The sequence below is a fragment of the Trichocoleus sp. FACHB-40 genome, assembly GCF_014695915.1.
Lineage (GTDB): Bacteria > Cyanobacteriota > Cyanobacteriia > Cyanobacteriales > FACHB-T130 > Funiculus > Funiculus sociatus.
In genome coordinates this window covers 179,005-204,616 of the sequence record NZ_JACJPF010000101.1, presented here as the reverse complement: position 1 = coordinate 204,616, position 25,612 = coordinate 179,005, and the positions used below count along the sequence as shown (strand labels likewise).

Here is a 25,612-nt window from a genome sequence, read left to right as displayed (position 1 = left end):
TCAGGCATTCACTAATTAACTGCCTAAGTCCTGTTTGTGTACCCGCGTGTAGAGACTTTGCTAGCAAAGTCTCTACATTTAGAAGGCGTTTTTACTCAAAACCCAAAACTATTAAAAAAATTAGTTGCCCTCCTAGTGGTGGATGTCGAAGCAGCTGTTGTGTGGCATTTTGTCATTAGGAGGATGGAGCTTTTGCCTAGTGGTTTGCTCTTAGCTTATGCGTTACGGTGTCCCTATAGTAGCGGTAATACTAGCTTTGCTAATTAAACTGCTAGTAGACACTCTCAATATAAATAGCGATAAAAATGGCTACTTTAGCTTAATTTTTATGGCTATTTTAATTAGTGTCTTGTATAGTGGCATCAAAAGAGGAATGTTGACCTCTATTTTAGCCGCTTTCTTGCAGGTAAAAAAGCATCAAGCAACTAGAAGTCGCGAAAGTAAAACTACTTTGGCGACAGCAAGCGTAGCGAGTGTGGTTAATACTTATCGCCAAAAGCTGCAAGGCGATCGCGCTATCCCTACCCAACAACAAGAAACTACACAAGATCCACTCCAGATACTCAGCTTTCATCTAGAAAACTCGCCACTAGCAGTCATCGAGTGGGATAGTAACTTTCGGGTGATCAAGTGGTCGCAGCAAGCCGAAACCCTATTCGGATGGGAAAGCGACCAACTAATGGGTAAACATCCGAGCGAATGGAAATTCGTATTACCAGAAGATTTGGCATCTGTCAATGGGGTAGTATCCCGGTTACTCAATGGCAGCGAACGGCGTAATATTTCCCACAACCGGAACTATACAAAAGATGGCTCGATTGTCTACTGCGAGTGGTACAACTCGGCTTTAGTAGATGAGTCGGGGAATGTCGTTTCAGTGCTGTCTCTGATTTTAGATATTACTGAGCGACAGCAGACGGAAACAGCGCTGCGTAAAAGTGAGGAGAGACTGCGGTTATCCCTAGACGCGGGAGTAATGGGGATTTGGGACTGGAACATTCTGACAGGGGAGCTGGCGTGGTCGGATACGCTGGAACCTATGAATGCTATAGCTACTGGAAGCGGCACTTTTGCAGATTTTGTTGAAAAGATTTATCCGGAAGACCGGGAGTTTGTAGAGAAAGCGATCGCGCAATCTGTAGAGCAGAAAACCAATTACGCCATTGAATTCCGGATTATTTCGCCTAACGGCAATATCTGCTGGATTGGGGGAAAAGGTCAGGTTTTTTGCGACGAAACAGGAAATGCAGTCAGAATGCTCGGCGTGTGCATGGATATCACCGAGAATAAGCGATCGCAAGAACAACAGCAGTTTCTTGTCGAGGCTAGCACCCTACTTTCTAACAGCCTTGACTACCAAACCACCCTGGAAACCTTGGCTCACCTCGCCGTCCCCCATCTGGCTGACTGGTGCTGCGTCGATATCCTTGATGAGGAACAGACACCCCGCCGCTTGGCAGTTATCCATGTAGACCCGTCAAAGGTGGAATGGGCGCAACAATTGCATCAACGCTACCCCCCCGACATGAACGAGCCGTATGGTCTGGCGAAGGTGCTGCGTACTGGTCAGGCAGAATTATACCCAGAGATTCCCGACTCGCTCCTGGTGGAGGTAGCCCGCGACGCAGAACAACTGGAACTGCTCAGGCAAATTGGCTACACATCTGCAATGATCGTACCGTTGGTAGCTCGCGGGCGGACACTGGGGGCGATTACCTTTGTCTGGGCTGAGTCTAATCGTCACTACAACGAATCTGACCTCATATTTGCCTCTGAACTGGCTCGTCGTGCTGCTTTAGCAGTTGACAACGCTCGTCTGTTCCAAACAGTGGAACAAGAACTGACTGAGCGTAAGCGATCGCAAGCAGCATTGCAAGAAAGCGAAGAACGTTTCCGCACAATGGCAGATAGTGCGCCAGTGTTGTTATGGATGTCGGGGACAGATGGGTTGTGTAATTTCTTCAATCAAAGTTGGCTTACCTTCGGAGGACGGACTCTGGAGCAAGAAATGGGCCACGGTTGGACTCAAGGAGTGCATCCAGATGATTTCCAACGTTGCTTGGATACCTACATGACGGCTTTTCATGTCCGCGAAAATTTCCAGATGGAATACCGTCTTTTGCGTGCAGATGGGGAGTATCGCTGGGTTTTGGATACAGGAAGACCGCGATTTACACCCGATGGCACTTTTGCTGGCTATATTGGCTCTTGTGTTGACATCAGCGAGCGCAAAAAAGCTGAAGAAGATTTGCTAGCCCGTGCGGAGGAATTAGCCCGTCTGAGTAGTATTCTCGCCCAGACTAACGCTGACCTAGAGAAACGCAACAAAGAACTCGACCAGTTTGCTTATATTGTCTCCCATGACTTGAAGGCACCATTGAGAGCGATCGCAAATCTCTCGACTTGGATTGAAGAAGATATCGAAGATAAACTCGATCTGGAAACGCGCCGTAACATGGATTTACTGCGCGGGCGCGTTCATCGCATGGAAGCACTAATTAATGCACTTTTGCAGTATTCCCGCGTCGGACGGGTGAGCAAACCACCAGAACTTGTAAACGTAGCAACCTTGCTGGCAAATATTATCGGCTCCTTGGCAGCTCCTCCAACCTTTACCATTACCATAGAGCCGGAAATGCCAACGTTATTTACAGGACGCTTGCTCTTAGAGCAAGTGTTTGCTAATCTGCTGAGCAACTGTATTAAACACCACCCTCGGTCAGAGGGAAATGTGACAATATCTGTCCAGAATAGAGAAACGTGCTACGAATTTGCTGTCGCAGATGACGGAAATGGGATCGCTCCCCAATATCATGAAAAAGTTTTCGTGATGTTTCAGACACTGGAAGCGCGAGACAAGGTAGAAAATACTGGTGTTGGTCTAGCTATTGTTAAGAAAATCATTGAACAGCAAGGAGGAACAATTTGGCTGAAATCTCAATTAGGGCAAGGAGCAACTTTCTATTTCACCTGGCCCAAATAGCCAAAAAGTAAGTGATTGGAGACTGGGGGAGGATGCACCCAATTACCAGTTTCAATTATCTTTAAAATATGGAAGGTAAAATGACAAACTTGTTACTGGTTGATGACGATGAAGTTGATGTGATGACGGTGCGACGAGCCTTTAAAAAAAACAATATCACCAATCCGTTTTATGTCGCCCACAATGGGTTAGAAGCGCTGGCTATTTTGCGGGATGAGGACAATGTAACAAAAATTCCGCGAGAGCGTCGGTTAATCTTACTCGACCTAAATATGCCGAAAATGGGCGGGATTGAGTTTTTGCGCGAGTTGCGGGCAGATCCGGAACTCCGAGCAACGCCCGTGATTGTCCTCACTACTTCCAATGAAGACAAAGATAAGGTAGAAGCTTATAATTTGAATGTGGCAGGCTATATCCTTAAACCAGTAACATTTACTAAATTTGTGGAAGCAGTGGCAACACTCAATCAATACTGGATGCTCAGTGAAATGCCGTAATTAGTCAGTTGTCAAGTTGAAACGTTAGAAATTATTACAACATATTAAAGCTTGGAAATATTCAAACGTTAAAACGTCAACAGACAACAGACTAAAAACTAATTTATATGGAAGAAACTTTAAAGATACTGATAGTTGATGACGATGAAGTAGATCGAATGGCGGTGCGGCGATCGCTAAAAACTGCTGGCATAAAAATGGAGGTGGTGGAAGCAATCAATTGTCAAGAAGCGATCGCATCTTTACGTCGTGATGATTTTGACTGCGTCTTTCTCGACTATCGCCTCCCCGACGGTGACGGACTGAGCTTGGTGCAAGATATCCGCTCGTCTGGGTTTAAAGCCGCCCTGGTAGTATTAACTGGCCAAGGAGACGAACAAATCGCCGTCGAGGTGATGAAAGCAGGTGCATCAGATTATATTTCTAAAAGCAAAGTCTCCCCAGAAAGTCTCGCCCGGTCGCTCAGAAATGCCATTCGGCTAAATCGGGCTGAAACGCTTGCCCAGACAGCCAATCAGCTACTTCAAGAAAGCGAACAACGCTACCGATTTGTTCTAGAAGGATCAAACGACGGGATTTGGGACTGGGATATCAGTAGAAACCAAATTTACTGCAATGAGCGCTGTTTTGAAATCACTGGCTTGTCCGGCGATGGGTTTGTAAGCACTTACGATGCGTTTTGTCAACTAATACATCCAGAAGATAGACAGGGGATTATCAAGATCGTCACCGCTCACCTAGACCTAGAGCGTGAATGTAATGTGGAATTTAGACTGCGCCATGTCTCCGGGGAATATCGTTACTGTATTGCCAAAGGCAAAGCTCAACGGGATAGCACAGGCAAAGCGTTCCGGATGTCCGGTATTATTAGCGACATTACGGAGCGCAAGCAAGCTTTAGAAAGGCAGCGTTTCCTGGCTGAGGCTAGTGCCGTCCTCTCTGCTTCCCTAGACTACCAGGGAACTATGGAAACTCTGGCGCGACTGGTGGTGGCTCACATAGCAGACGTGTGCCTAATAGACATTTTGGAAGCAGATGGCTTAGTGCGTCGGCTGGGGGCGGCTGTTTCAGATCCCAGCCAAGAAAATTTGGTGCGCCAGCTAAAGCACCGCTACCCGCCGGATATCAACGGAGAACATCCGGCGATGAAAGTGTTGCGTACTGGCAACTCGGAATTAGTTCCAGAAATTACCGACGACATATTGGTAGCCGCTACCCGCGATGCCGAACACCTGCAAATAGTTCGGGATATGGGCTTCCGCTCTTATATAGTAGTGCCGCTGTTGGTGCGCGGGCGGGCAATCGGCGCGATTTCGTTGGTTTGCACCCAAGTAAAAGCAGCCTACGACGTATCAGACTTAGCGCTGGCGGAAGAACTCGCCCGTCGTGCTGCCTTATCGGTGGAAAATGGGCAACTATACCGGGAAGCGCAGGAAGCGAGTAATAATTTACGTAGGGCAATTATCATTCTGGGGGAACAACAGCAACAACTGCGGACGCTACAGCAACTGACAAATTTACTTAACCAGCGTCTGTCTGACTTACCAGGGTTGTTGCGAGTGATGGTGCAAGCAGTTTGCGATGCGATCGCAGGCGCTCAGTTTTGTTTCATAATGTTGCAAAATCCCCAATGCGATCGCTTGGTGCTGACGGTCACGGCGGGAATAGGTACGGACAAGTTGCAGCTAGAAGATGGCTTTGGTTCAGAGGAAGGATTGCTTTCTCAGGTGTTTTTGACAGGAGTTTCCCAGCTGATTCAGGACGAGGAAAGAGGGAAAGAGGGGCACAGCCAAGGTTCCGAGATGGCTGCTTCGATGTATGTGGTGGCGATTGAGTCGGCGCAGGCGGGACGGTTAGGAGTGCTGGCGATTGGTAACTGGGAAGACACTCATGCTTTTGACCAGGAAGACGGATTTCTGCTGGCGGCGGTGGGAGAACAAGCAGCGATCGCAATCAATAATGCTCGTCTGATTAATACTTTAGAGGAGCGAGAGGAACGTTTAGCTTACCAGAATGAAATCTTGGCTCAACAAAACCGGGATTTGGAAAGCCTTTCAACTCAGATTCAACTGCAAAACCTGCAATTAATGGAAGCTGCTAGATTGAAATCGCAGTTTCTCGCCACCATGTCCCACGAACTGCGGACACCAATGAATGCTGTGATTGGGTTTTCTCAGTTACTGTTGCGCCAGCGGCAAAATAAGCTTACCCAGCACCAAGAAGACATGGTGCAACGGATTCTCAGCAATGGCAAACACCTGTTAACGCTAATCAATGACATTCTCGACTTATCGAAAATTGAAGCCGGAAAACTGCAACTCAAACCAGACGAATTTAACCTGGTGCATCTAGTGAGAGCAACAACTGATGAATTGCGATCGCTTGCTTCGGAGAAGCATCTGAGTTTAGAGGTTCAGGCAGATTTAGCTAACCCGCAAATAATAAACGATAGCGCTCGCGTGCGGCAAATTTTGGTAAATCTTCTTTCCAATGCGATTAAGTTTACCGATTTCGGTGGTGTATGGGTCAAGCTGCGGGAAGTTTCTCCTGATGAAGTTGCGATCGCTGTTAAAGATACAGGTATCGGCATTGCCCAGGAAAACCTAAACCATATTTTTGAAGAATTTCGGCAAGTCGATCAATCTCTCTCCAAAAGGTATGCTGGTACAGGTTTGGGACTTGCCATCACTAGCTCATTAGTACAATTAATGCACGGTAAAATATCAGTAGAGAGTAAGCTGGGACAGGGGTCTACTTTTGAAGTAGTGTTGGCTCGCAACGTTAGTAAGTAAGTCAGCGGAGGTTGGACTCGCACGTAAGTATATTTTCCCCCCTGGAGGGATGTGCAGTTTGAGCAGGCGCGAAACCAAAGTATAATTAATATTAACTAACCGATAAATCATAACTAATAAGCAATAACTAATGGTTACCATAGAAGTCCTATTTTATTTATAGATTTAGGACTTAGGAGAGCCAGTCGCAGCTGATACTACCAACGACAGAGTCGTGAAATAAATTTCACAGCTCAAAGCTCAAACCCGTTGAAACGGGTTTAAATTAATAAATAGCAAGCATTTTAGTCCGTTAAAACGGACTTAAGCTTTCAGCCCGAACTTTAGTTCAGGGCTTGAGCTACCAACGAAAGAGTCGTGAAATAAATTTCACAGCTCAAAGCTCAAACCCGTTGAAACGGGTTCAAATTAATAAATACCAAGCCTTTTAGTCCGTTTTAACGGACTAAAGCTTTCAGCCCGAACTTTAGTTCAGGGCTTGAGCGCAGAGCCAAAGTTAAGTGCCATTCCATTTAAGACTGCTATAGCTACTGACTAATAACAAATTGTAGCCTGAATAACAATCTACTTTATCTCTAAAAAAGCATCTTCCACTAGACACAAAAGGCTACTTTCACAAAAGTAATTAGGAGTTAAATGCCCGGTCACGACATAATTGTTATTGGTGCCTCCGCAGGTGGAGTAGAAGCTCTGTCAAAGCTGGTCAAGGCTTTGCCGACTGATCTGCCAGCTGCAATTTTTATAGTTCTTCACGTTCCAGCCCAAAACACCAGCTTGATGCCAAATATCCTGAACCGTTGCGGCACCTTGAGAGCCTGGCACCCCGAAGACGGAGCGCCAATTCAGCACGGGCAGATATACATAGCACCGCCAAATTATCACCTACTGGTCAAACGTGGATGCGTCCAGGTAGCGCGTGGGCCCAAAGAGAACGGTCACAGACCAGCAGTCGATCCTCTGTTTCGCACGGCAGCACAGCACTACGGGCGGCGAGTAATTGGTGTGGTGCTGTCAGGAAATCTTGACGACGGTACTGCTGGTTTAGCAGCAGTGAAAAGCCGAGGCGGTATAGCAATTGTTCAAAATCCCGACGATTCCCTGTTTAGTGGAATGCCGCGCAGCGCTATCGAGAATGTAGATGTAGATCATATTTTGCCTTTGAATGCGATCGCTCCCTTCTTAGTACGCTTGGCTCAAGAGCAAGTGGAAGAGAGACAAGGAGGTTCTGCATCTGCTCAGATGGAAATAGAAACCGATCTGGTGGAATTAGATATGGCTGCTCACTCAAAATATGAGAGACCAGGGACACCCTCTGGTTTTGCCTGTCCAGATTGCGGCGGCGCATTGTGGGAACTGGGTGACGGAAAACTGCTTCGCTTCCGGTGTCGCACAGGTCACGCCTTTTCTGGGGAAACTCTCCTAGCGGAGCAATCAGAGGCGCTAGAAACCGCACTGTGGAGCGGACTCCGAGCGCTGGAGGAGCGGGCGGCTCTTGCCCATCGGATGTTTAAAGGCGCACACGATCGCAACCACACCAAGTCAGCCCAACGCTTTGCCCAGCAGGAACAGGAGGCACAGCAAAACGCCGCCGTTATCCGGCAAGTGCTGTTAAAAGGCCTTAAAGATGGAGATGGGGAGCAAGTGGAAAATGGGCAGAATGGGAACGGAGTAAACAACAAAAACGGGCAAGAGGGAGAGAGTGGGAGAGTAACAATTCCCCAATCCCCAGTCCCCAATCCCCAGTCCCCATTCCCCATAGTGGCGATCGCATCCTCAGCTGGAGGGTTGAAAGCCTTAACTGAGCTTCTGTCTGCCTTACCGGAAAACTTTCCGGCAGCGATCGCAATAGTGCAGCACCTAGAACCCCACCGTGCCAGCCAACTATCTGAAATCTTGGATGATCGCATAACTCTGGCGGTTAAGCAGGCACAAGAGGGAGATCAATTGCGTCCCGGAGGAGTCTACATCGCTCCTGCCAATCATCATCTGCTGGTTAACCCAGACGCTACCATCTCCCTATCAAAAACCGAATTGGTACACTTTGTCCGCCCCTCAGCCGATCTGCTATTTGAGTCAGTAGCAGCTAGTTTTAAAGAACGAGCGATCGCCGTCATCCTCACGGGCAAAGGTTGCGATGGTGCCAGCGGTATCCAGGCGATCAAAAAAATGGGAGGCAAAACGATCGCGCAGGATCAAACATCTTCAGATAGTTTTGGGATGCCAGGAAACGCCATTGATACAGGCTGTATCGATTGGATTCTCCCATTAGATGAAATCGCTACTACTTTGTTAAATCTGACGATGAATAGTCGTTATTCATAGTCTTTAATAAATTGTCGTTAGCTAATAGCTAATTGTTCAAAAACCAACCTATGACTTATTAGTCACTGACAAACGACCAAAAATTAAATTTTTCTAATGAATCGGCTAAACATTGATCCTGAATTTGAAGCGTTATTAGAGTACATTAAAAACAACCGTGGTTTTGATTTCACAGGTTATAAGCGTTCTAGCTTGATGCGTCGGGTAAACAAAAGAATGCAAACTGTAGAGATAGAAACCTACAACGATTATTTAGACTACTTGCAAGTACATCAAGACGAATTTATTCCCCTATTCAATACCCTATTAATTAACGTTACTTGCTTCTTTCGCGATCGCGAAGCCTGGGATTACATCGGCGAAAAAATCGTTCCCCTCATCACTGCCAATAAAGAAGCCAACGAACCGATCCGCGTCTGGAGTGCTGCCTGTGCCTCCGGAGAAGAAGCTTATACCCTGGCAATGGTACTGGCTGAGGCGCTGGGGGTGGAACAGTTCAAAGCACGAGTGAAAATTTACGCCACTGAGTTAGACGAAGACGCACTCGCCCAAGCCCGCCAAGCTAGTTACACTCTTCAGGCAGTGGGGAGCCTTTCGCCAGAAATGCTAGATAAGTATTTCGAGCGATGCGAACGCGGCTACAGCTTCCGTAAGGATCTACGTCGTACCCTGATTTTTGGGCGGAACAACTTAACTATCGATGCTCCCATCTCCCGCATTGACTTGCTGGTGTGCCGCAACGCCCTGATGTATTTCAATGCCGAAACTCAAGCCAAAATTCTCAACCGCTTTCACTTTGCCCTGCGAGAGGGCGGCTTTCTGTTTTTGGGGAAAGCTGAGATGTTGGTTACTCAGGCTCATCGTTTTATACCTGTAGATTTGAAGCTACGAGTTTTTACAACAGTACCTAAGATAGGTATGCGCGATCGCTTATTATTCATGGCAGATACTGATAAAGACCAGAAAGTGAACAATATCGGCAGTTATACACGCATCCGAGAAGCCGCCTTTGATAACTCCGTAGTTCCACAGATAGTGGTAAATGTCAATGGCTTCCTGATGCAAGTAAATGAACGAGCCAGAGCCATGTTTGGCTTGAAGCCTGGGGATCTCGGTCGTCCCTTGCAAGATTTAGAAATTTCTTATCGTCCGGTAGAGTTGCGTTCCTGCATCGAGCAAGCTTATACGGATCGCCGTCCGGTTCACATCAAAGAGGTTGAATGGAGAAGTTTCTCCGGTGAATTAATCTATCTAGAGGTGCTAGTGTCACCCCTGGTAGAGATGAGCGGCAATATCCTGGGCGTTGCGATTTCTTTTACCGATGTCAGCCGCTATAAACGGCTGCAAGACGACTTGCAGCACTCTAGCCAAGAACTGGAGATGGCTTATGAAGAACTCCAGTCTACAAATGAAGAGTTAGAAACGACTAACGAAGAACTGCAATCTTCTAATGAAGAATTAGAAACAACTAACGAAGAACTGCAATCTTCCAATGAAGAATTAGAAACAATGAATGAGGAATTGCAATCCACTAACGAGGAATTGCAAGCTCTCAACGATGAAATGCGCCGCCGCACCGAAGAACTCAACCAAGTAAACGCCTTTTTAGAGGCTATCTTTACCAGTCTGCGAGGCGGTATTGTGGTGGTGAATCAAGATTTGTACATCCAGATTTGGAACTACAAAGCGGAAGATTTGTGGGGGCTGCGAGTCGATGAAGTTCAGGGACAGCACTTTCTGAATCTGGATATTGGCTTACCTGTAGAGCAACTTAAACAGTGCATCCGCAGATGTTTGTCTGGGGAAAGTGATTATGAAGAAGTGATAGCAAATGCTATCAATCGGCGCGGTAAGGCGATAGCGTGTAAAGTTACCTGCACGCCACTGGTTAACACCCAACGAGAAATTCAGGGAGCGATTTTGGTGATGGAGGAGCAAGAGGCGCTAGAAGCTTCTGAGAGGATGTCTGAAAAGTAAATCGCCCACAGACTGGAAATCGCCTAGTATTTTTGCAAAACTTGGGATACACCCGTGGAGATCCCCCTTGCATCCCCCTTAAAAAGGGGGACTAAGACTTGATTCTCCCCCCTTTTTTCTAGCGCAGCGGCGCGTTAGCGCGGGGGCTAGGGGGGATCAAAACGTTATAGGACAGCGCTAGAAGACTTGTGTATACACGGTAGGTACTAAGACTTGATTCTCCCCCCTTTTTTCTAGCGCAGCGGCGCGTTAGCGCGGGGGCTGGGGGGTCAAACTAACTTTTGACACTTCTGGGACATCCTCTTAGGTGAAATCTTGTATATAACTTAAGAGCTAGTTAGTTTCAGCCTGATAGGGGAGTGATAAACATCCTAAGTTTGTAAATCTTATGTCTATAAGGATATACCAATTTCAAATTACGTAATTACACAGGAAAGTAACAAATGGCGAAATTCTTAACAAAAAAATAAACTTCTTGGATTCATGAGCCTGGAAATAAATTTCAAGCTAAAAACTTAAACCCGTTTTAATAGTTTGAAACATTTACCCAGGAATCGTGAGATAGCTGAAGCTATAAGCCGAAAAATCTAGTTTTCGGCTGAGTTTGGCAAAATGGCTAATAAACAAGGGCTTTTCTGAGAAAGTAAGCAGAAACTTAAAACACATTGGTCGTGTAGAATCTCAAAAAGGCTTTAACATGAAAAGCATAATTTTGTTACTACTCCATTCAATGACTGGTGGGTGAAAAGGAATTTTTTCCGACATTGCTTTCCAGAAGCAGTAAAATCCGGTTTGAATAAGGATCGTGGATGGGGACGAGGGCCAGCCAAATCCCACAAATGCCTTAATAAACTTGGGTTTTTGTAATAATCACCAAATTGTGGATTACTTTAAAGCTCTAGGGGCGTATAGTAATATTCACTTACTCTAAAAGAAACCCTATTCAAACCAATACATCTAGGTTAGTGATGTTCCGCCAGCGCGTAAGCACAAGCGATCGCAACAATTAATCTCTCTCTAGGAAATCTCTCTATAGGAAGAGAAAAGCCAAAAGGGCCGAAAACAAAAAAAAGTAGCTTTATTTCCCAAACCTGGAAGCAAGACAAGAAAAATTGAAGAATCCTTTTATACCCTTTATTTTTAAAAACAACCTGTAGTTCCCAAAATGAACACCAACGAATTTACCCAGCACATGAAGAAGGTGTATAACCGCGCTGGTAGCTTATATCAGCGAGCTGGGGAATCCCATGTAATAGAGTATCCAGCACTGCTGGCGGACTCTCTCGAAGAACTCCGCACCTCGTTGGAAGAACTGCGCGTCGCTGAAGAGGAACTGCGCCAGCAAAATGAGCAACTGGAATCGGCGCGGGAAACAGTGGAAGCGGAACGCCAGCGCTATCAGGAGTTGTTCGAGTTCGCGCCAGATGGCTACCTGGTGACTGATGCTGATGGGACAATTCGGGAAGCCAATCGCGCCGCCGCTGATTTGCTGGGTATCGCGCACAATTATTTAATGGGGAAGCCGTTAATCATCTTTATCTCCCAGGAAGAACGACGCGCTTTTCGTACCAAACTTCTGCGGCTGCGCGAAGGCGGCTCGGAGCGTGAGTGGGAGGTGGTTGTAAAACCGCGTCATGACAACTGCTTTCATGCTGCTCTGACTGTCGCCAGTGTGCGCGATCGCCAAGATAAGGTTGTCTCTTTGCGCTGGATGATGCGCGACATCACCGCCCGCAAGGAAGCTGAAGAAAAAATTCGCGCCTATCATCTGCAAAATCTCCAACTTCAAGAAGCTTCTCGGTTGAAATCGCAGTTTTTGGCGTTGATGTCCCACGAACTGCGTACTCCAATGAACGCGATTATTGGCTTTTCCCAATTGCTGCTGCGCCAGCGTAACCATCACTTGCCCCCAAGTCAAGCAAATATGGTGGAGCGCATTCTTAACAGTGGTAAGCACCTGCTGAAGATGATCGAGGAGATTCTAGATTTCTCTAAGCTGGAGGCTGGACGGCTGGATCTTGACTTAGCAGAATTTAACTTAGTCGGACTGGTGAAGGAAACCGTTGAAGAACTCCAGTGTTTGGCAGAGCAGAAGCAGTTGGAACTGAATATTCAATGTTGTCTGGATAACCCTTGTGTTGTCAATGACAAAGCCCGTTTGAGGCAGATTTTAGTTAATCTCATCTCCAACGCAATTAAGTTTACTGACTCTGGTAGCATCTTGCTGGAGGCGCAGGAGTTGTCTGATAACCGAGTAGCGATCGCTGTTAAAGACACGGGGATTGGCATTGATCCGTCCGACTTACAGCACATTTTTCAAGAATTTCGCCAACTCAATCAGAGTCTAACACGCGACAGGGGCGGTACTGGTTTGGGGCTGGCGATTAGCGATCGCTTGGTTCGGATGATGCAGGGAAAGATTAAGGTAGAGAGTCAGCTGGGGGAAGGCTCCATTTTTCAGGTGGAATTGCCAAGACAAATTCCTGTGGAGTTAGAAGTTTTAAGTTAAAAGTTAGCAATTAATAGTACCAATTTTAAAAAAGAATACAACATATCAATTGCCTGTAGGGGCATGGCATTGCCATGCCCTTGCCCGTGTTTCTGTCGCAGATATTACGGGCGACGGTATATCAAGGCTCCTTTCGTTCTGCTATTCGCAGCTTAGCTGAACGCGATCGCGGATTATTTCCTATTTCATCTTCTTGTGGTATAATCGGCTTTTTCGTCAACACCCGTAAGATTGACGTTCCCCGCAGCCCGTGCTTTACCAGTCGGTCTTCTAAACTGTGAAAACTGATAATTCCAATTCTGCCTTCTGGTTTTAACCAAGTGGGTGCTTTATTTATGAAGGTTTCCAGTGCGGTTAATTCATCGTTAACTACAATTCGCAAAGCTTGAAAGACGCGAGTAGCTGGGTGAATTCTGCCGTAACGGTATGCTTTGGGAACGCTATAAGCGATCGCTTCTGCTAACTGTGTTGTCGTCTGAAACGGGCGTTTTTCCACAATTGCCCTGGCAATTCGTCTAGATAGGCGTTCTTCCCCGTATTTAAAGAAGATATCTGCCAGTTTCGATTCTTCCCAGTGATTGATCGCCTCAGCTGCTGTAAGCGATCGCTCCCTGTTCATCCGCATATCTAACTCGGCTTCGTGGCGAAAACTAAAGCCTCGCTCTGGTACATCGAACTGAGCCGAGCTAACACCCAAGTCGGCTATTATACCATCAAAACTGAGATTTTTCGGCTGATACTCAGAAAAATTGCCGTGGTAGAAGTGGATGCGATCGCTATACTGGGCGAGTTCGGTTTGGGCGGATGCGATCGCTTGCTGATCTTGGTCAATAGCCGTCACTTGAGTATCCGGCGCAGCTTCCAGAATTAACCGACTGTGACCACCACCCCCCACCGTTGCATCTAAATAGTGTCCCCCTGGACGGATTGCCAACCCCTCAATTAACTCCCGACTCAAAACAGGAACATGATAAAAACTTGCCTTATTCATCCTATTTGCCTTTAACATCAATGCCTCAATCTCATTAAGCCTCAAAGCGTCATAATTAGAATCAAGAGGCCGCGAAACAAAATGTAATTTATGGCAAAGTTAGAAACTAGAACTGAACCGATGGTGCTGAACATGGGGCCGCACCATCCCTCCATGCACGGAGTGATGCGACTAATCGTCACCCTAGACGGCGAGGATGTCGTAGATTGCGAACCCGTAATCGGCTACCTGCATCGCGGCATGGAAAAAATTGCCGAAAACCGCACCAACATCATGTACGTTCCTTACGTTAGTCGCTGGGACTACGCCGAAGGGATGTTTAACGAGGCTATCTCCGTCAACGCCCCAGAAAAGCTGGCTGATATTGCGGTTCCCAAACGCGCCAGCTACATCCGTGTCATCATGCTAGAACTGAACCGCATCGCCAACCACTTGCTGTGGCTTGGCCCGTTCATGGCTGACGTTGGCGCACAGACTCCCTTCTTTTACATTTTCCGGGAACGGGAGTTGATTTATGACCTGTGGGAAGCCGCTACTGGTTATCGGATGGTGAACAACAACTACTTCCGCATTGGAGGAGTTGCCGTTGATTTGCCTTACGGGTGGGTTGACAAGTGCCAAGACTTCTGCGACTACTTTTACCCCAAGGTTGACGAATACGAACGCTTGATTACCGACAACCCCATTTTCCGCCGTCGGGTTGAGGGCGTTGGCACTATCAGCCGGGAAGAAGCGATTAACTGGGGACTTTCTGGCCCCATGCTGCGCGCTTCCGGGGTGAAGTGGGATTTGCGGAAAGTTGACCACTACGAATGCTACGACGATTTCGACTGGGATGTGCAGTGGGAAACTGCCGGGGATTGTTTTGCCCGTTACTTAGTGCGGATTCGGGAGATGCGCGAATCTGTGAAAATTCTTCGCCAAGCCCTTAAGGGACTTCCTGGTGGCCCTTACGAAAACTTGGAAGCTAAGCGCATGGCAGAAGGGGCAAAATCTGAGTGGAACGATTTTGATTACCAGTACATCGGTAAGAAAATCTCCCCTACCTTCAAGATTCCTAAAGGCGAACACTATGTCCGCGTCGAGTGTGGCAAAGGTGAACTGGGAATTTTCTTGATTGGGGATGATAACGTTTTCCCCTGGCGTTGGAAGATTCGCACTCCCGATTTTGTTAACGTGCAAATCCTACCTCACATCATTAAGGGTGTGAAAGTGGCTGATATCGTGACAATTTTGGGCAGTATCGATATCATCATGGGTTCAGTGGATCGATAAAGAAAATGAAAAAGGCAAAAGGAAAATCACTTTTGCCTTTTTCATGTTTAGCTTAAATAAATAATGGGTGAGGAGTTGATAATGCAAGTTCCAGAAATTACTCAGACACTCTTAGATGCGAAAAAAAATAAGAAACTAAGCTTTGGCGATTTAGAAAAAATATTGGGACGTGACGAGGTATGGATTGCAGCGGTGATCTACCGTCAAGCTAGTGCTTCTGAGGAAGAGGCGAATAAGCTGGTTGCTGCATTAGATGTTAACCCGGTTTATGCTAAAGAATTAACAGAAAGCCCTCTAAAAGGCTTGGGGCCAGTTGTTCCTACTGACCCTTTGATTTATCGATTTTATGAAATAATGCAGGTTTACGGAATGCCGATCAAAAGCGTGATTCACGAAAAGTTTGGTGATGGCATTATGAGCGCAATTGATTTTACCTTGGATGTGGAGAAGGAAGAAGATCCCAAAGGCGATCGCGTAAAAGTCATCATGTCTGGCAAGTTTTTGCCCTACAAAAAGTGGTAACTCGTTGCTAGGGTTGAGGAAAGGCGATCGCGTTCTTGATGAGACGCTGGAAAGAGCGATCGCTTACCTGTTAAACTCCTGTTTTAAGGATTTTTTTTGGAGAAAACTGTGGCGAATCAACCTAATGCGGTAGAGTGGACACCCGAAGCTGAAGCGAAGTTGAAAGAAATTCCCTTTTTTGTTCGTCCCGCCGCTAGGAAAAAAATCGAAAAATTTGCCCAAGAAGCAGGGCAAAAATTAATAACAGCGGAAGTTTATCAGCAAGCTAAACAACAGTTTGGGCAGTAGCAGCGCCGTAAAGTTTAGGGGCGATCGTTTGATGTTTAGTTGAGATAGCGATCGCGTAGTTATCATCTCTGGCAAGTTTTTGCACTACAAAAAATCGTAGCACTCAGCCCCATAGCCCATCTAATAACTTCTAGGGCTGGTTGTTATGTTCAGTATACCTATCGTCCCACTATTATTTGTCGTACTAGGGGCGATGGGATACGCGCTTGGTAAGGTAGTCGAGGGTGTGGTTATCATCCCTCCATAATTCGTTGTTGTAACAGGTGCCGAGGGATACTTAGTCGGCAAAGTGGTGGTAGGCGTAGCTATTGACGCAGGTGGCAAAGTTTTAGGCTGGGGAGTAGTTGTAAAACTTGGCTCCATTGTAAAGAGTTTCGACTTATTGGTATTTTTTTTAGCTTTGTTCTTCTTGCTTGAAGAACTCTTTTTCGTGCCACTCTCCTTAGAGGAAGCTTGCTGCACGAAATCTGTCCGGGAATTGCGCTGGGAAATTAATGTAAAACTGACAAAAGAAGAGATCCCTGCAACTATAGACAGGCTTAAAACGCTTAAGAGTAAATACTTACTTTTGTATGCTTCTTTTGATATAGTCCGCAAGTTCATAGGTGTTCCGTTACTTTAGTACAATACTCGTCTTCTGGACGAAACCGAGGTTATTACGCAAATATACGTATACACTCAATTTAACTTTACGTAATCTTTAAGTAAAGCTGCCACTGTTCCGAGTACATCTTTACTAAATATTTACAAACATCGGTATATTTCCGCCTAATTATAAAGTTTCTGTGAAGCGATCGCGCCAGTAATACGCAGAGAAACGGATGCGATCGCTCAAGTCGCACTATTTTAAACTCAGTAAATCTACTTATTAATCCGTCTTAGGGCAGATGCAGACGGATACTTACCAACTACTATTAATTCTTGTCGCTCTAGAATGCGCTCATCGTTGTTAAAATCTAGAATTCGTGCAGTTACTTCGCCAATATCTGTCAGCGGTTGAATCGTATTCTCATCTAGTCGAAAAATATACCTGGCGATTGTAAATTGCGGCTACATAAACAAAGTTCGCCTATGCGGGTTTAGTCTGTCTAGATGCGAATTATATTCGCCCTTTTTACTTTAAATACTTACTCAGCTTTAATATACTTATAAGCCCGTGCTTTTGCTAGGATCATTATATGTTTTAGCGTCAGGAAATAGTCTAATTCCCGTTTTTCATCTGGTGTAAGTTCTCCTGCTTTGTGTTTATAAACCAGGTCTTCTAAACGTTCTTGCGCTGCTTCTGATAGTCGAAAATTAACAACACTTTGAGGAGTAGTTCCAGCAGCAATGAAATCAATAATTTCGTCATAGACTTTGGTTGTCTTTACAGCGGTCATGAGTTTATCTCCATTTTTCTCTAATTTTATTGATCTAATTTTTTTAGTTCCTCGCTGGCGAACTCGCGCACTGTCTCGTCTGGGTCATTGAGAGAGCGATCGCGCAACAGCGATAGAGTCCGGGGATGGTCAGGATAATTTTTGATAACTGCCTCAAGTGCGTATTGCCGAGGGTTGGTTTGAAAGTCGTACTCACGCTTAAATGAGTCGTTGAGGGCGCGATTGTGCAAAAATTCAAACATATCAGGCTCATCGTTCCAGCCAGGGGCTAATTCTTCCAGCGCCGCGTGCCGCACATACCAATGGTCATCCGTTTGCGCCCGTTGTTTGAGCCAAGGTAAGGTATCCGGGTCATCTTTCCAACCACGGGCTAATTCTCGCACCGCCGCTTGTCGTACTCTCCAATCGTCATTCGCTTGCGCCTGTTGTTTGAGAATAGGTAAGGTATCCGGGTCATCTTTCCAACCACGGGCTAATTTTTGCACCGCCACTTGTCGCACAGCCGGATTGTCATCCGCTTGCGCCCGTTGTTTGAGAATAGGTAAGGTATCCGGGTCATCTTTCCAACCACGGGCTAATTCTTGCACCGCCGCTTGTCGCACATCCGAATCGTCATCCGCTTGCGCCCGTTGTTTGAGCCAAGGTAAGGTATCCGGGTCATCTTTCCAACCACGGGCTAATTCTTGCACCGCTGCTTGTCGCACATCCGAATCGTCATCCGCTTGCGCCCGTTGTTTGAGCCAAGGTAAGGTATCCGGGTCATCTTTCCAAGTTGTGGCGACAGATGAAACAGCTTGAGTGCGAATTTCCCAAACCAAGTTTGCCTCAACTCCATAGGGTATGTAATCGTAAGGTAGGTCATACTGACTTAAGCCCTTCATCTGATTGAGGAGTTGGTCAGATGTTACTGCAATTGCCGAGCGATTCCTGACTTCTAAAAGGCACTCAGCTGCTAAAAATAGATTGATAAACTTTTCATCTTCGCCCTTCTGCGCCATCAGATAATCTAGGATTTCACCTGCAAATTTTGTATCAATCATTCCCGTAACTAGGCGCAGAACCTCATGCCAAGATTCATCCTGCCAATGCTTGCTAAAAACTTCCGTTTTGAGTTCTTCAAGTGTCAAACCCCCTTCAATCCCCCGTTTCCCAAACCGTTCAACAAACTCGCAGGCACAGAAGTATTCTAAAAATGTCCGATGCACAAAACCATAGGAATCGGCACCCAGGAAACACAAAATAAAGTTGCGACTCCGCATCTGTTCAATCAGCAACCTGGCAACTGTTCTTGGTTGATTGACTTCCCTGCTTTTCAAAAAGCTAGTCAGAATCTTTTCTAAATCGTCTCCCCGAATCAGATTGCCAGCTAATCCTTGATCTGCTGCTTGCATAAAGTAGGCAACCTGACGCAGTATCGCCTGCTTATCTTTATAGTCAATCGTTACCGAATCTATCCTCGGATTTTCTAGCAATTTCTGATCCACATCCCATTGATGCAGCAGTACTTCTGAAGCTTTTTCGTAAAGTATTGGTCTATATCTAGGCAATTCTTGCTTGCGGTTGAGTATTGCCATCATTGTCAGTAATAGGGGATTTCCTGCCAGTTCTCCAATCGCTGAAGACGTTTTAATTGCCTGTTGCAGTCGTTCCCGCTTGCTAACTTTAAGTGCCTCATCCGTGAACGTTAATTCATGCCATCGATAGAGAAAATCCTCAATTTGGTCTGACTCTAAATCTTGCAGCATGAAGTGACGAAACTGGGCGTCTCGCAGGCGTTGCGGTTTGTAGCCAATAATGCGAGAAGTGACAATTACCCGCGCCTTCGGATAATCATTCGTGAAGCGATGGATATCAATAATTACCTCCTCACGTTTCGCCGGGTCAAATACCTCATCCAACCCATCAAACATCACCGAAACTTTGCCAGCTTTTAGCTGTTCGTGAAGTTCATGTTGATTGAGGCGACAGACAATTCCACAGCCTTTGTGGAAGAATTCCAGAAAATCCTTGCACTCTCCAGAGTCGCGATTGCGAATGTAAGTCCGCAATTCAATCAGCAACGGAATCGGCTGTTCAATAACAGTATTGAGAGGCGTTCTTGCCCAATTCAAAGCGATGTATTGCAACAATGTGGACTTCCCCGAACCTGGATCGCCCAAAATTACAATATAGGGATAAGTTTGAGAGTCATTAACAATATCTAAAACTGAGCGAATTGGCTGTTGATAATAAACTTTTTTGTATCGTTCCCACTCCTCCGGGTTAACGTCTGCTTCGATTTGGTTACTCTCTCTTAGCCGTTTTTGATGCTCTTTAGGAATCTCGTAAACTTGGGGTAAATATTCCTGGCATTCTCGCACATTTTGTGCTATAAAAATTTCCCATACCTTGAGTTTTTCTCGATAGTCGTAAACAGTCGTATCTAAACTATCTAAATTAAGATTGCTGTATCGCTCTTGCAGTCCTTCCTGATATCGGGTTAAATCAAATTCCGGGGAAATTCCAGCCAGTTCTTTAGTGTTTTGTTGAATAGCTTCTATATTTTTTGAGTCAAAGATACCGCGTAACTCGTCTGATTCGCGGATAATGGCTTTAACTTTTTTAAGATAACGCTTGCCAACCTGTTCCCAATCAAATCCCTCTGGCAAAGATAACAAGTCTAGCTGATACCAAGTTATAGATAATTTCTTAATATTTATAGCTTGACAGTCATATTGAAAAGCACTTCCTAATATCTCTTTAACAGATTTATCATTAATAAATTGATTAAATGGTGTGATGTAAGCTTTCAGTTGTTCTTCAGAAAGTTCAGCATCTTCTAATTCCTGCTGCATTAATTGCAAAAATTCCTTCAGAGCTTTACCAACTGCCTTTTGCAGGGTATCTTTCTGGAATAAGCCCGTAAAATCCTTGATGCTGTCTTTGAAAAAATCTTTGACGTAATCCTCTAAAGCTCCTTTGGCTAAAGGAGCCAGAACCTCTGTAAATACAAATCCCGCAACAGTATAAACCCCCCACGCAGCTAACCAGTCCATAATTATCCCCGTATCTGCTTAATTCATGCCTACGAGTATAACCAGTCGAAGAGAGCGATCGCGTCCACGTTTCAAACAGAAAAAGCGCGATCGCTTCCTTCGTGACAAATTATATTTTGGGCAAGCGATCGCGCTTTCCAAGAACAAAGTTGGCAAAATTATATCGATCTCATCGACAGCCTTGGCTAAAGTATATATATCAAAAAGTTTTTAAACGCTCTCATAACGCCAAGCAAAACGCTATCGGTACGCAAAGAAAGCTTTATATTTTCCTCTGCGTACCGAGCGCGTTTTTAACTCAGAAATTCGCGGGGGTCGGTTACATATCCAGTCAACGCCGAAGCCGCAGCCGTATAAGGCGAAGCCAAATAAATCCCCGCCTCTTTATTCCCCATCCGACCGGGGAAATTGCGGTTAGTCGTAGAAACGCAAATTTCCGGCTCATTCAGACGCCCGAAAGTATCCTTGGGTCCACCCAAACAAGCGGCGCAGGAAGGTGCAGCAGGCTCAATGCAACCAGCCGCCAAGAAAATCTCAGACAGGGTTTGTCCTTCGTACTTCTGGGTGAACAAATCTTCGTAGACTTTCTGCGTTGCCGGTACTAAATAAGTAGGAACCTTCACCTGCTGTCCCTTAAGAATGCGGGCAGCGTACATAAAATCTGAGGTTTTGCCGCCAGTGCAGGAACCGATATAAACTCGGTCAATCTTGACATCCCGGCATTCCCGCGCCAAGGCACGATTATCTGGAGAATGGGGCTTCGCGACGACCGGCTCTAACTTGGAGACATCATAATGCCGATCCGAGTAGAAACGGGCATCAGCATCCGTATAAACTGGCTCGAAAGGCTTGTTAGTCCGGGCGCGGACGTACTCAAACGTCGTCTCATCCGGGGCGACTGTGCCATTTTTGCCACCCGCCTCAATCGCCATATTACACAGCGTCATCCGGTCTTCCATCGACAGACCGTTAATGGTACCACCGGAAAATTCCAGCGCCCGATAAGTGGCTCCAGCAACCCCAATATCTCCAATGATTTGCAAGATCAGGTCTTTTGCCAATAGGTAATTCGGCATCTCTCCCTCAAAGACAAAGCGCATCGTCGCCGGGACTTTAATCAGCAGCTTGCCAGTTCCCATGATGAAACCAGCGTCCGTGTTGCCGATGCCCGTGGCGAACTGACCAAAAGCGCCGGCGTTGCAGGTGTGGGAATCGGTACCAAACAGCACTTCTCCCGGACGAGTGTGACCCTCTTGTGCTAGGGCAATGTGACAAACACCTTTGTAATCGGGATTAGCTTTAAAGTCGGCTCGGTCGGTGATGTCGTAGAAATATTTAATGTCTTGCTCTTTGGCAAAGTCGCGCAGAATATCAACGTTGCGATTAGCGCGTTCGTCAGCAGTAAAAATGTAATGGTCTGGAATCAAAACAATCTTTTCTTTGTCCCAAACTTTGGCATCTGCGCCAAATTCCCGCTTGAAAACCCCAATTGTACCGGGGCCGCAAACGTCATGAGTCATTAACAAATCAACGTTTACCCAGATATTGTCTCCCGGTTCGACAACAGACCGACCGGAAGCACGGGCTAAGATTTTTTCGGTGAGGGTCATCCCCATAAGTATTCTCCTGCAAAGATGCTTTAATAGCGATCGCTTTACCATCACTCAAGGGCAGCGAGTAGCGCTTTCCCGCATACGCCGGAAGCGAGTAGCGCATTCCTTAATGATGCCAACTTTTTCTAGAAATATGTCATTTTATATTGCCGTCCTCAACGAGTTGCGATTTTTTTTGTTTGTAGGTAGCGCAGGTGTCACGACAACAGGCATCCTGCTATAGCAATCCTAAATGATTCGTGAAACCCTGGTGTAGGGACACGGCACTGCCGTGTCCCTACACCAGGGCGAATACTCGTTAACAACTTAAATAGGATTGCTATACAAATGAAATAGGACTGCTATATCAATTTAATTTAAGCTATTAGCCATTAGTCTAACAACTAATGACTAATAACTAATAATTTACCACTTGAGCAAATTAAACTGCTCCATGTCCACCGTTTCGCGGTTGCGGTAAATTGAAAGCACAATTGCCAAACCAACAGCAGCTTCAGCAGCCGCAATTGTAATCACAAAAACAGTAAAAACCTGACCTTTTATTTCCTGGGGATCTAGATAATTAGAAAAGCCCATTAAATTCAGGTTTACTGCATTCAGCATCAATTCAATCGACATCAGCACCCGCACTGCGTTGCGGCTGGTAATCAAGCCATAAATGCCGATGCAGAAAAGGGCAGCGGCTAATATTAGAAAATACTGAAGTTGCAGTTGCATGAGTTTTCTTTGCTTCTATGTATTGGTATCTACGGGGAGTTTTGTGCTTTCAGTGCCTACCGTCAAAAGTTCGCGGGGACGTTCTTGCAAAGTTAAAGCTTTTGTTTGAGCTAGTTCGGAGACTATTTCTTCTGGAATATATTCGCGACGCGCCAAAATAATTGCGCCGACCATTGCCATCAACAACAGTACAGAAACTAGCTCAAATGGCAGCAAAAAGTCGCTGAAAAAATGCTCACCCAGCTGCACAATGGTACTTTCAACAGAATGGGGTAAGCTGGATAAAGCCCAAGGAGTTCTTACCACCATCGTTCCCAGAAGCGCAAACAAACCGACACATACCAATCCGGTTGAACCTTGACGAATCCAACGATTGCGAATGGGTGTAAAATCCTCCCGCTTGTTCACCAACATGATGGCGAACAAAATCAAAACGTTAACAGCTCCAACATAGATGAGAATCTGCGCCGCTGATACAAAATCTGCATTCAGGAGAAGGTATAAACCAGCAATGCTGATAAATACTCCGCCCAACAAAAATGCTGAGTAGACAATACTAGAAAACAGCACTACTCCTAATGCTGCCCCAATCATCATCACCGACAGCAAGCCAAACGAAACAATCTGAACGCCTTCTGCTAGATTCACTGCTTTTTGTCCTTTGCTAATTGCTAATTGCTAGTGGCTAATGGCTAATTGATAAAAACCATTAGCCATTAGTCATAAGCAATTAGCCACTGACTTTTATTTTTCCATCTGTTCCAGAATTTCCTCTGGACGCTGACCAGCGCGAACAGAACCAGGCGGTAGGTCGTGCGGCTCCATGACACCCTTCGGCAGGTAGGCTAGTTCGCGCAGCGGTGTCACCATCGGGTCTTGCGTGACTTTATACGGTAGACGACCGAGTGCCACGTTGTCATAGTTCAATTCGTGACGGTCGTAGGTAGAAAGCTCGTAATCTTCAGTCATCGACAAGCAATTAGTCGGACAGAATTCTACGCAGTTACCGCAAAAGATACAAACTCCGAAGTCGATGCTGTAGTGTTTGAGCTGTTTCTTTTTGCTTTCCTTGTTAAATTCCCAATCCACCACTGGCAGATTAATTGGGCAAACCCGCACGCAGACTTCGCAGGAAATACACTTATCAAATTCAAAGTGAATTCTACCCCGGAAACGCTCTGAGGGAATGAGTTTTTCGTAGGGATACTGTACAGTAATTGGACGGCGCTGCATATGGTCGAAAGTCACGGACAATCCTTGACCAATATACCGAGCCGCCTGGACAGTTTCTTTAGCGTAATCGCCAACTTGTTTGAGGAACTTCAACATTGTTCGTGTCTCTCTCTCTCCAATTTTGGATTTTGCGGAGGTGGGAGTTTCTAGTCTTCCGATAATTTTGGATTTTGCGGGGGCGAAGGAGTTTCTAGGTCTCCGATGATTTCGGATCTCACAACTAATCCAAAATCAAAAATCAAAAATTTAAAATCGGACTAGCCACCAAAAGCACCAGGAAATGCGAGTTTTAGCGCTGCGGTTAATAGTAGGTTTACCAGCGATACTGGCAGCAGGAATTTCCAACCCAAATTAAGTAATTGGTCAATGCGAACGCGAGGTAAAGTCCACCGAAGTAGAACGGCAATGAAGATGAGGAAGTAAGCTTTCAGCAGAGTCATTGTGATTCCCAGCGAGGCATCAATTACCTGCAACAAGGGACTCGCTTCATTGAATCCCAGCCAGCTGCCTAACATCTCAATGGGAATAGGAAATTCCCAGCCGCCCAGATACAAAATTGCCACCAGTAGGGCGGAGAGAACGAGGTTGACGTAGGAACCAATGTAAAATAAACCGAATTTCATTCCTGAGTATTCGGTTTGATAACCTGCAACCAATTCTTCTTCTGCTTCTGGCAAGTCAAAGGGAAGTCTTTCGCATTCTGCTAAGGCTGCAATCCAAAAGATGATAAATCCTACGGGTTGTCGCCAGATGTTCCAGCTGAAAATGCCGTAGCCAGATTGCTGTTCTACGATGTCGATGGTGCTAAGACTGTTAGACATCATAGCGATCGCTAATACGGATAGCGCCAGCGGAATTTCGTAACTAATCGACTGCGCTGCTGCTCTCAAGCCACCTAGCAGCGAATACTTGTTGTTTGACGAATAGCCAGACATCAGCAAGCCAATCGGGGCAATGCTGGAAAGCGCAATCCACAAAAAGACCCCTACGCTTATGTTAGCAATTACCAGGTTTTGTCCGAATGGCACAATTAAATAGGACAAAAACACTGGAATAACGACGATAATCGGCCCCAGGGTGAATAGCAAGCGGTCAGTCTTGGCTGGTACAATATCTTCTTTAAAAACCAGCTTCAGACCATCGGCTACTGGTTGTAAAACGCCCAATGGGCCGGCGAATTCTGGGCCAATACGCTGCTGAGCGGCAGCAGAAATTTTCCGCTCCAGCCATACAACTACCAAAACGCCGACCGTGGCACCAATGATCATCAAAAACATCGGTAGCGGCATCCAAATCGCTTTGGCAGCACCAGATGGGATGCCCAAATCCTTGAGGGATTGGATAAAAGTTCCTTGTAGGTCAATGCCTGGGTTCATGAAAGCCATCGCTAAGTAATTACTGAGCTGATTCGAGACACCGGGTGTCGAATCTGTCTATCTTTTCTATTGTGAAGATTTTTTTACGACCCCAGTGTTTAGT

General features: G+C 45.9%; 21 protein-coding genes and 1 pseudogene. 12 read left to right on the top strand and 10 right to left on the bottom strand.

The annotated features are described in order from the left end of the window. Positions 1-217 precede the first annotated feature (217 nt). From H6F63_RS24040 to H6F63_RS24015, 6 genes are all read left to right on the top strand, one after another. Positions 218-2,983 carry a PAS domain S-box protein gene (locus tag H6F63_RS24040; RefSeq protein ID WP_190639879.1) on the top strand — a complete coding sequence of 922 codons (2,766 nt, stop codon included), beginning with the start codon at positions 218-220 and terminating at the stop codon, positions 2,981-2,983. Between the two features lie 68 nt (positions 2,984-3,051). Continuing rightward, positions 3,052-3,480, top strand: a complete 429-nt coding sequence (locus H6F63_RS24035; protein ID WP_190427334.1) for a response regulator — start codon at positions 3,052-3,054, stop codon at positions 3,478-3,480. 107 nt (positions 3,481-3,587) lie between these two features. Further along, on the top strand, positions 3,588-6,272 hold the full coding sequence (locus H6F63_RS24030; RefSeq protein WP_190639878.1) for an ATP-binding protein: 2,685 nt from the start codon (positions 3,588-3,590) through the stop codon (positions 6,270-6,272). A gap of 636 nt (positions 6,273-6,908) precedes the next feature. Next, positions 6,909-8,594: a chemotaxis protein CheB gene (locus H6F63_RS24025; protein WP_190639877.1), complete on the top strand. Its 1,686-nt coding sequence runs from the start codon at positions 6,909-6,911 to the stop codon at positions 8,592-8,594. A 96-nt stretch (positions 8,595-8,690) separates the two neighbouring features. Next, positions 8,691-10,571 (top strand): CheR family methyltransferase, encoded by a 1,881-nt coding sequence (locus tag H6F63_RS24020; RefSeq protein ID WP_190639876.1) that lies wholly within the window; start codon positions 8,691-8,693, stop codon positions 10,569-10,571. Between the two features lie 1,165 nt (positions 10,572-11,736). Further along, positions 11,737-13,080: an ATP-binding protein gene (locus H6F63_RS24015; protein WP_190639875.1), complete on the top strand. Its 1,344-nt coding sequence runs from the start codon at positions 11,737-11,739 to the stop codon at positions 13,078-13,080. Positions 13,081-13,201: 121 nt separating this feature from the next. Here the strand turns inward: H6F63_RS24015 and rsmH are convergent, their stop codons facing one another. Then, complete coding sequence (gene rsmH, locus H6F63_RS24010) at positions 13,202-14,071, bottom strand: 16S rRNA (cytosine(1402)-N(4))-methyltransferase RsmH (protein ID WP_190639874.1); 870 nt, start codon at positions 14,069-14,071, stop codon at positions 13,202-13,204. Positions 14,072-14,161: 90 nt separating this feature from the next. On the opposite strand from rsmH, the gene H6F63_RS24005 reads away from it, so the two are divergent. From H6F63_RS24005 to H6F63_RS23995, 3 genes are all read left to right on the top strand, one after another. Next, positions 14,162-15,346: an NAD(P)H-quinone oxidoreductase subunit H gene (locus H6F63_RS24005; protein WP_190639873.1), complete on the top strand. Its 1,185-nt coding sequence runs from the start codon at positions 14,162-14,164 to the stop codon at positions 15,344-15,346. Positions 15,347-15,427: 81 nt separating this feature from the next. Beyond that, positions 15,428-15,868 carry a cyanase gene (gene cynS / locus H6F63_RS24000; protein WP_190427364.1) on the top strand — a complete coding sequence of 147 codons (441 nt, stop codon included), beginning with the start codon at positions 15,428-15,430 and terminating at the stop codon, positions 15,866-15,868. A gap of 108 nt (positions 15,869-15,976) precedes the next feature. Next, entirely contained in the window at positions 15,977-16,156 is a 180-nt protein-coding gene (locus tag H6F63_RS23995; protein WP_190427366.1) for a PCP reductase family protein, read from the top strand. Here the strand turns inward: H6F63_RS23995 and H6F63_RS30685 are convergent. Beyond that, positions 16,134-16,259 carry a hypothetical protein gene (locus H6F63_RS30685; RefSeq protein ID WP_277876484.1) on the bottom strand — a complete coding sequence of 42 codons (126 nt, stop codon included), beginning with the start codon at positions 16,257-16,259 and terminating at the stop codon, positions 16,134-16,136. The two genes, H6F63_RS23995 and H6F63_RS30685, sit on opposite strands and share 23 nt — an antisense overlap. A 186-nt stretch (positions 16,260-16,445) precedes the next feature. Here H6F63_RS30685 and H6F63_RS23990 point away from each other — a divergent pair, with 186 nt between their 5' ends. Continuing rightward, the gene (locus tag H6F63_RS23990) at positions 16,446-16,778 is read left to right on the top strand and encodes a hypothetical protein (protein WP_190639872.1); all 333 of its coding nucleotides are present in this window, start codon (positions 16,446-16,448) and stop codon (positions 16,776-16,778) included. Between the two features lie 239 nt (positions 16,779-17,017). Here H6F63_RS23990 and H6F63_RS31180 read toward each other — a convergent pair. The 3 genes and pseudogenes from H6F63_RS31180 to H6F63_RS23980 all read right to left on the bottom strand — a co-directional run. Next, positions 17,018-17,179: pseudogene (locus H6F63_RS31180) on the bottom strand (HNH endonuclease); the annotation flags it as partial. Between the two features lie 104 nt (positions 17,180-17,283). Beyond that, positions 17,284-17,535 carry a hypothetical protein gene (locus tag H6F63_RS23985; protein WP_190639871.1) on the bottom strand — a complete coding sequence of 84 codons (252 nt, stop codon included), beginning with the start codon at positions 17,533-17,535 and terminating at the stop codon, positions 17,284-17,286. A gap of 26 nt (positions 17,536-17,561) precedes the next feature. Then, on the bottom strand, positions 17,562-20,570 hold the full coding sequence (locus tag H6F63_RS23980) for a HEAT repeat domain-containing protein (protein WP_190639870.1): 3,009 nt from the start codon (positions 20,568-20,570) through the stop codon (positions 17,562-17,564). Positions 20,571-20,595: 25 nt separating this feature from the next. Between H6F63_RS23980 and H6F63_RS23975 the strand changes: the two genes are divergently transcribed. Next, on the top strand, positions 20,596-20,784 hold the full coding sequence (locus H6F63_RS23975) for a hypothetical protein (RefSeq protein ID WP_190639869.1): 189 nt from the start codon (positions 20,596-20,598) through the stop codon (positions 20,782-20,784). A gap of 79 nt (positions 20,785-20,863) precedes the next feature. Here the strand turns inward: H6F63_RS23975 and H6F63_RS23970 are convergent, their stop codons facing one another. Further along, positions 20,864-22,186 (bottom strand): 3-isopropylmalate dehydratase large subunit, encoded by a 1,323-nt coding sequence (locus tag H6F63_RS23970; protein ID WP_190639868.1) that lies wholly within the window; start codon positions 22,184-22,186, stop codon positions 20,864-20,866. Between H6F63_RS23970 and H6F63_RS23965 the strand changes: the two genes are divergently transcribed. After that, a complete protein-coding gene (locus H6F63_RS23965) occupies positions 22,170-22,406 on the top strand; it encodes a hypothetical protein (protein ID WP_190427381.1) in 237 nt (78 codons plus the stop codon). The genes H6F63_RS23970 and H6F63_RS23965 overlap by 17 nt on opposite strands. Positions 22,407-22,588: 182 nt before the next feature. On the opposite strand, the gene nuoK is transcribed toward H6F63_RS23965, so the two are convergent. From nuoK to nuoH, 4 genes are all read right to left on the bottom strand, one after another. Then, a complete protein-coding gene (gene nuoK, locus H6F63_RS23960) occupies positions 22,589-22,894 on the bottom strand; it encodes an NADH-quinone oxidoreductase subunit NuoK (protein WP_190427538.1) in 306 nt (101 codons plus the stop codon). Between the two features lie 21 nt (positions 22,895-22,915). Then, positions 22,916-23,548, bottom strand: coding sequence for an NADH-quinone oxidoreductase subunit J (locus H6F63_RS23955; RefSeq protein WP_190458433.1), 633 nt, complete (start codon positions 23,546-23,548; stop codon positions 22,916-22,918). A 96-nt stretch (positions 23,549-23,644) separates the two neighbouring features. Further along, positions 23,645-24,226, bottom strand: coding sequence for an NAD(P)H-quinone oxidoreductase subunit I (ndhI, locus tag H6F63_RS23950; RefSeq protein ID WP_190427539.1), 582 nt, complete (start codon positions 24,224-24,226; stop codon positions 23,645-23,647). A gap of 164 nt (positions 24,227-24,390) precedes the next feature. Further along, entirely contained in the window at positions 24,391-25,509 is a 1,119-nt protein-coding gene (gene nuoH / locus H6F63_RS23945; RefSeq protein ID WP_190427542.1) for an NADH-quinone oxidoreductase subunit NuoH, read from the bottom strand. Positions 25,510-25,612 lie beyond the last annotated feature (103 nt).

Bases quoted from the DNA above. Each gene is read 5' to 3' on its own strand.
- H6F63_RS24040 (WP_190639879.1), top strand. From the start codon at position 218: ATGCGTTACGGTGTCCCTATAGTAGCGGTAATACTAGCTTTGCTAATT.
- H6F63_RS24035 (WP_190427334.1), top strand. From the start codon at position 3,052: ATGGAAGGTAAAATGACAAACTTGTTACTGGTTGATGACGATGAAGTT.
- H6F63_RS24030 (WP_190639878.1), top strand. From the start codon at position 3,588: ATGGAAGAAACTTTAAAGATACTGATAGTTGATGACGATGAAGTAGAT.
- H6F63_RS24025 (WP_190639877.1), top strand. From the start codon at position 6,909: ATGCCCGGTCACGACATAATTGTTATTGGTGCCTCCGCAGGTGGAGTA.
- H6F63_RS24020 (WP_190639876.1), top strand. From the start codon at position 8,691: ATGAATCGGCTAAACATTGATCCTGAATTTGAAGCGTTATTAGAGTAC.
- H6F63_RS24015 (WP_190639875.1), top strand. From the start codon at position 11,737: ATGAACACCAACGAATTTACCCAGCACATGAAGAAGGTGTATAACCGC.
- rsmH (WP_190639874.1), bottom strand. From the start codon at position 14,071: ATGAATAAGGCAAGTTTTTATCATGTTCCTGTTTTGAGTCGGGAGTTA.
- H6F63_RS24005 (WP_190639873.1), top strand. From the start codon at position 14,162: ATGGCAAAGTTAGAAACTAGAACTGAACCGATGGTGCTGAACATGGGG.
- cynS (WP_190427364.1), top strand. From the start codon at position 15,428: ATGCAAGTTCCAGAAATTACTCAGACACTCTTAGATGCGAAAAAAAAT.
- H6F63_RS23985 (WP_190639871.1), bottom strand. From the start codon at position 17,535: ATGACCGCTGTAAAGACAACCAAAGTCTATGACGAAATTATTGATTTC.
- H6F63_RS23980 (WP_190639870.1), bottom strand. From the start codon at position 20,570: ATGGACTGGTTAGCTGCGTGGGGGGTTTATACTGTTGCGGGATTTGTA.
- H6F63_RS23975 (WP_190639869.1), top strand. From the start codon at position 20,596: ATGCCTACGAGTATAACCAGTCGAAGAGAGCGATCGCGTCCACGTTTC.
- H6F63_RS23970 (WP_190639868.1), bottom strand. From the start codon at position 22,186: ATGGGGATGACCCTCACCGAAAAAATCTTAGCCCGTGCTTCCGGTCGG.
- nuoH (WP_190427542.1), bottom strand. From the start codon at position 25,509: ATGAACCCAGGCATTGACCTACAAGGAACTTTTATCCAATCCCTCAAG.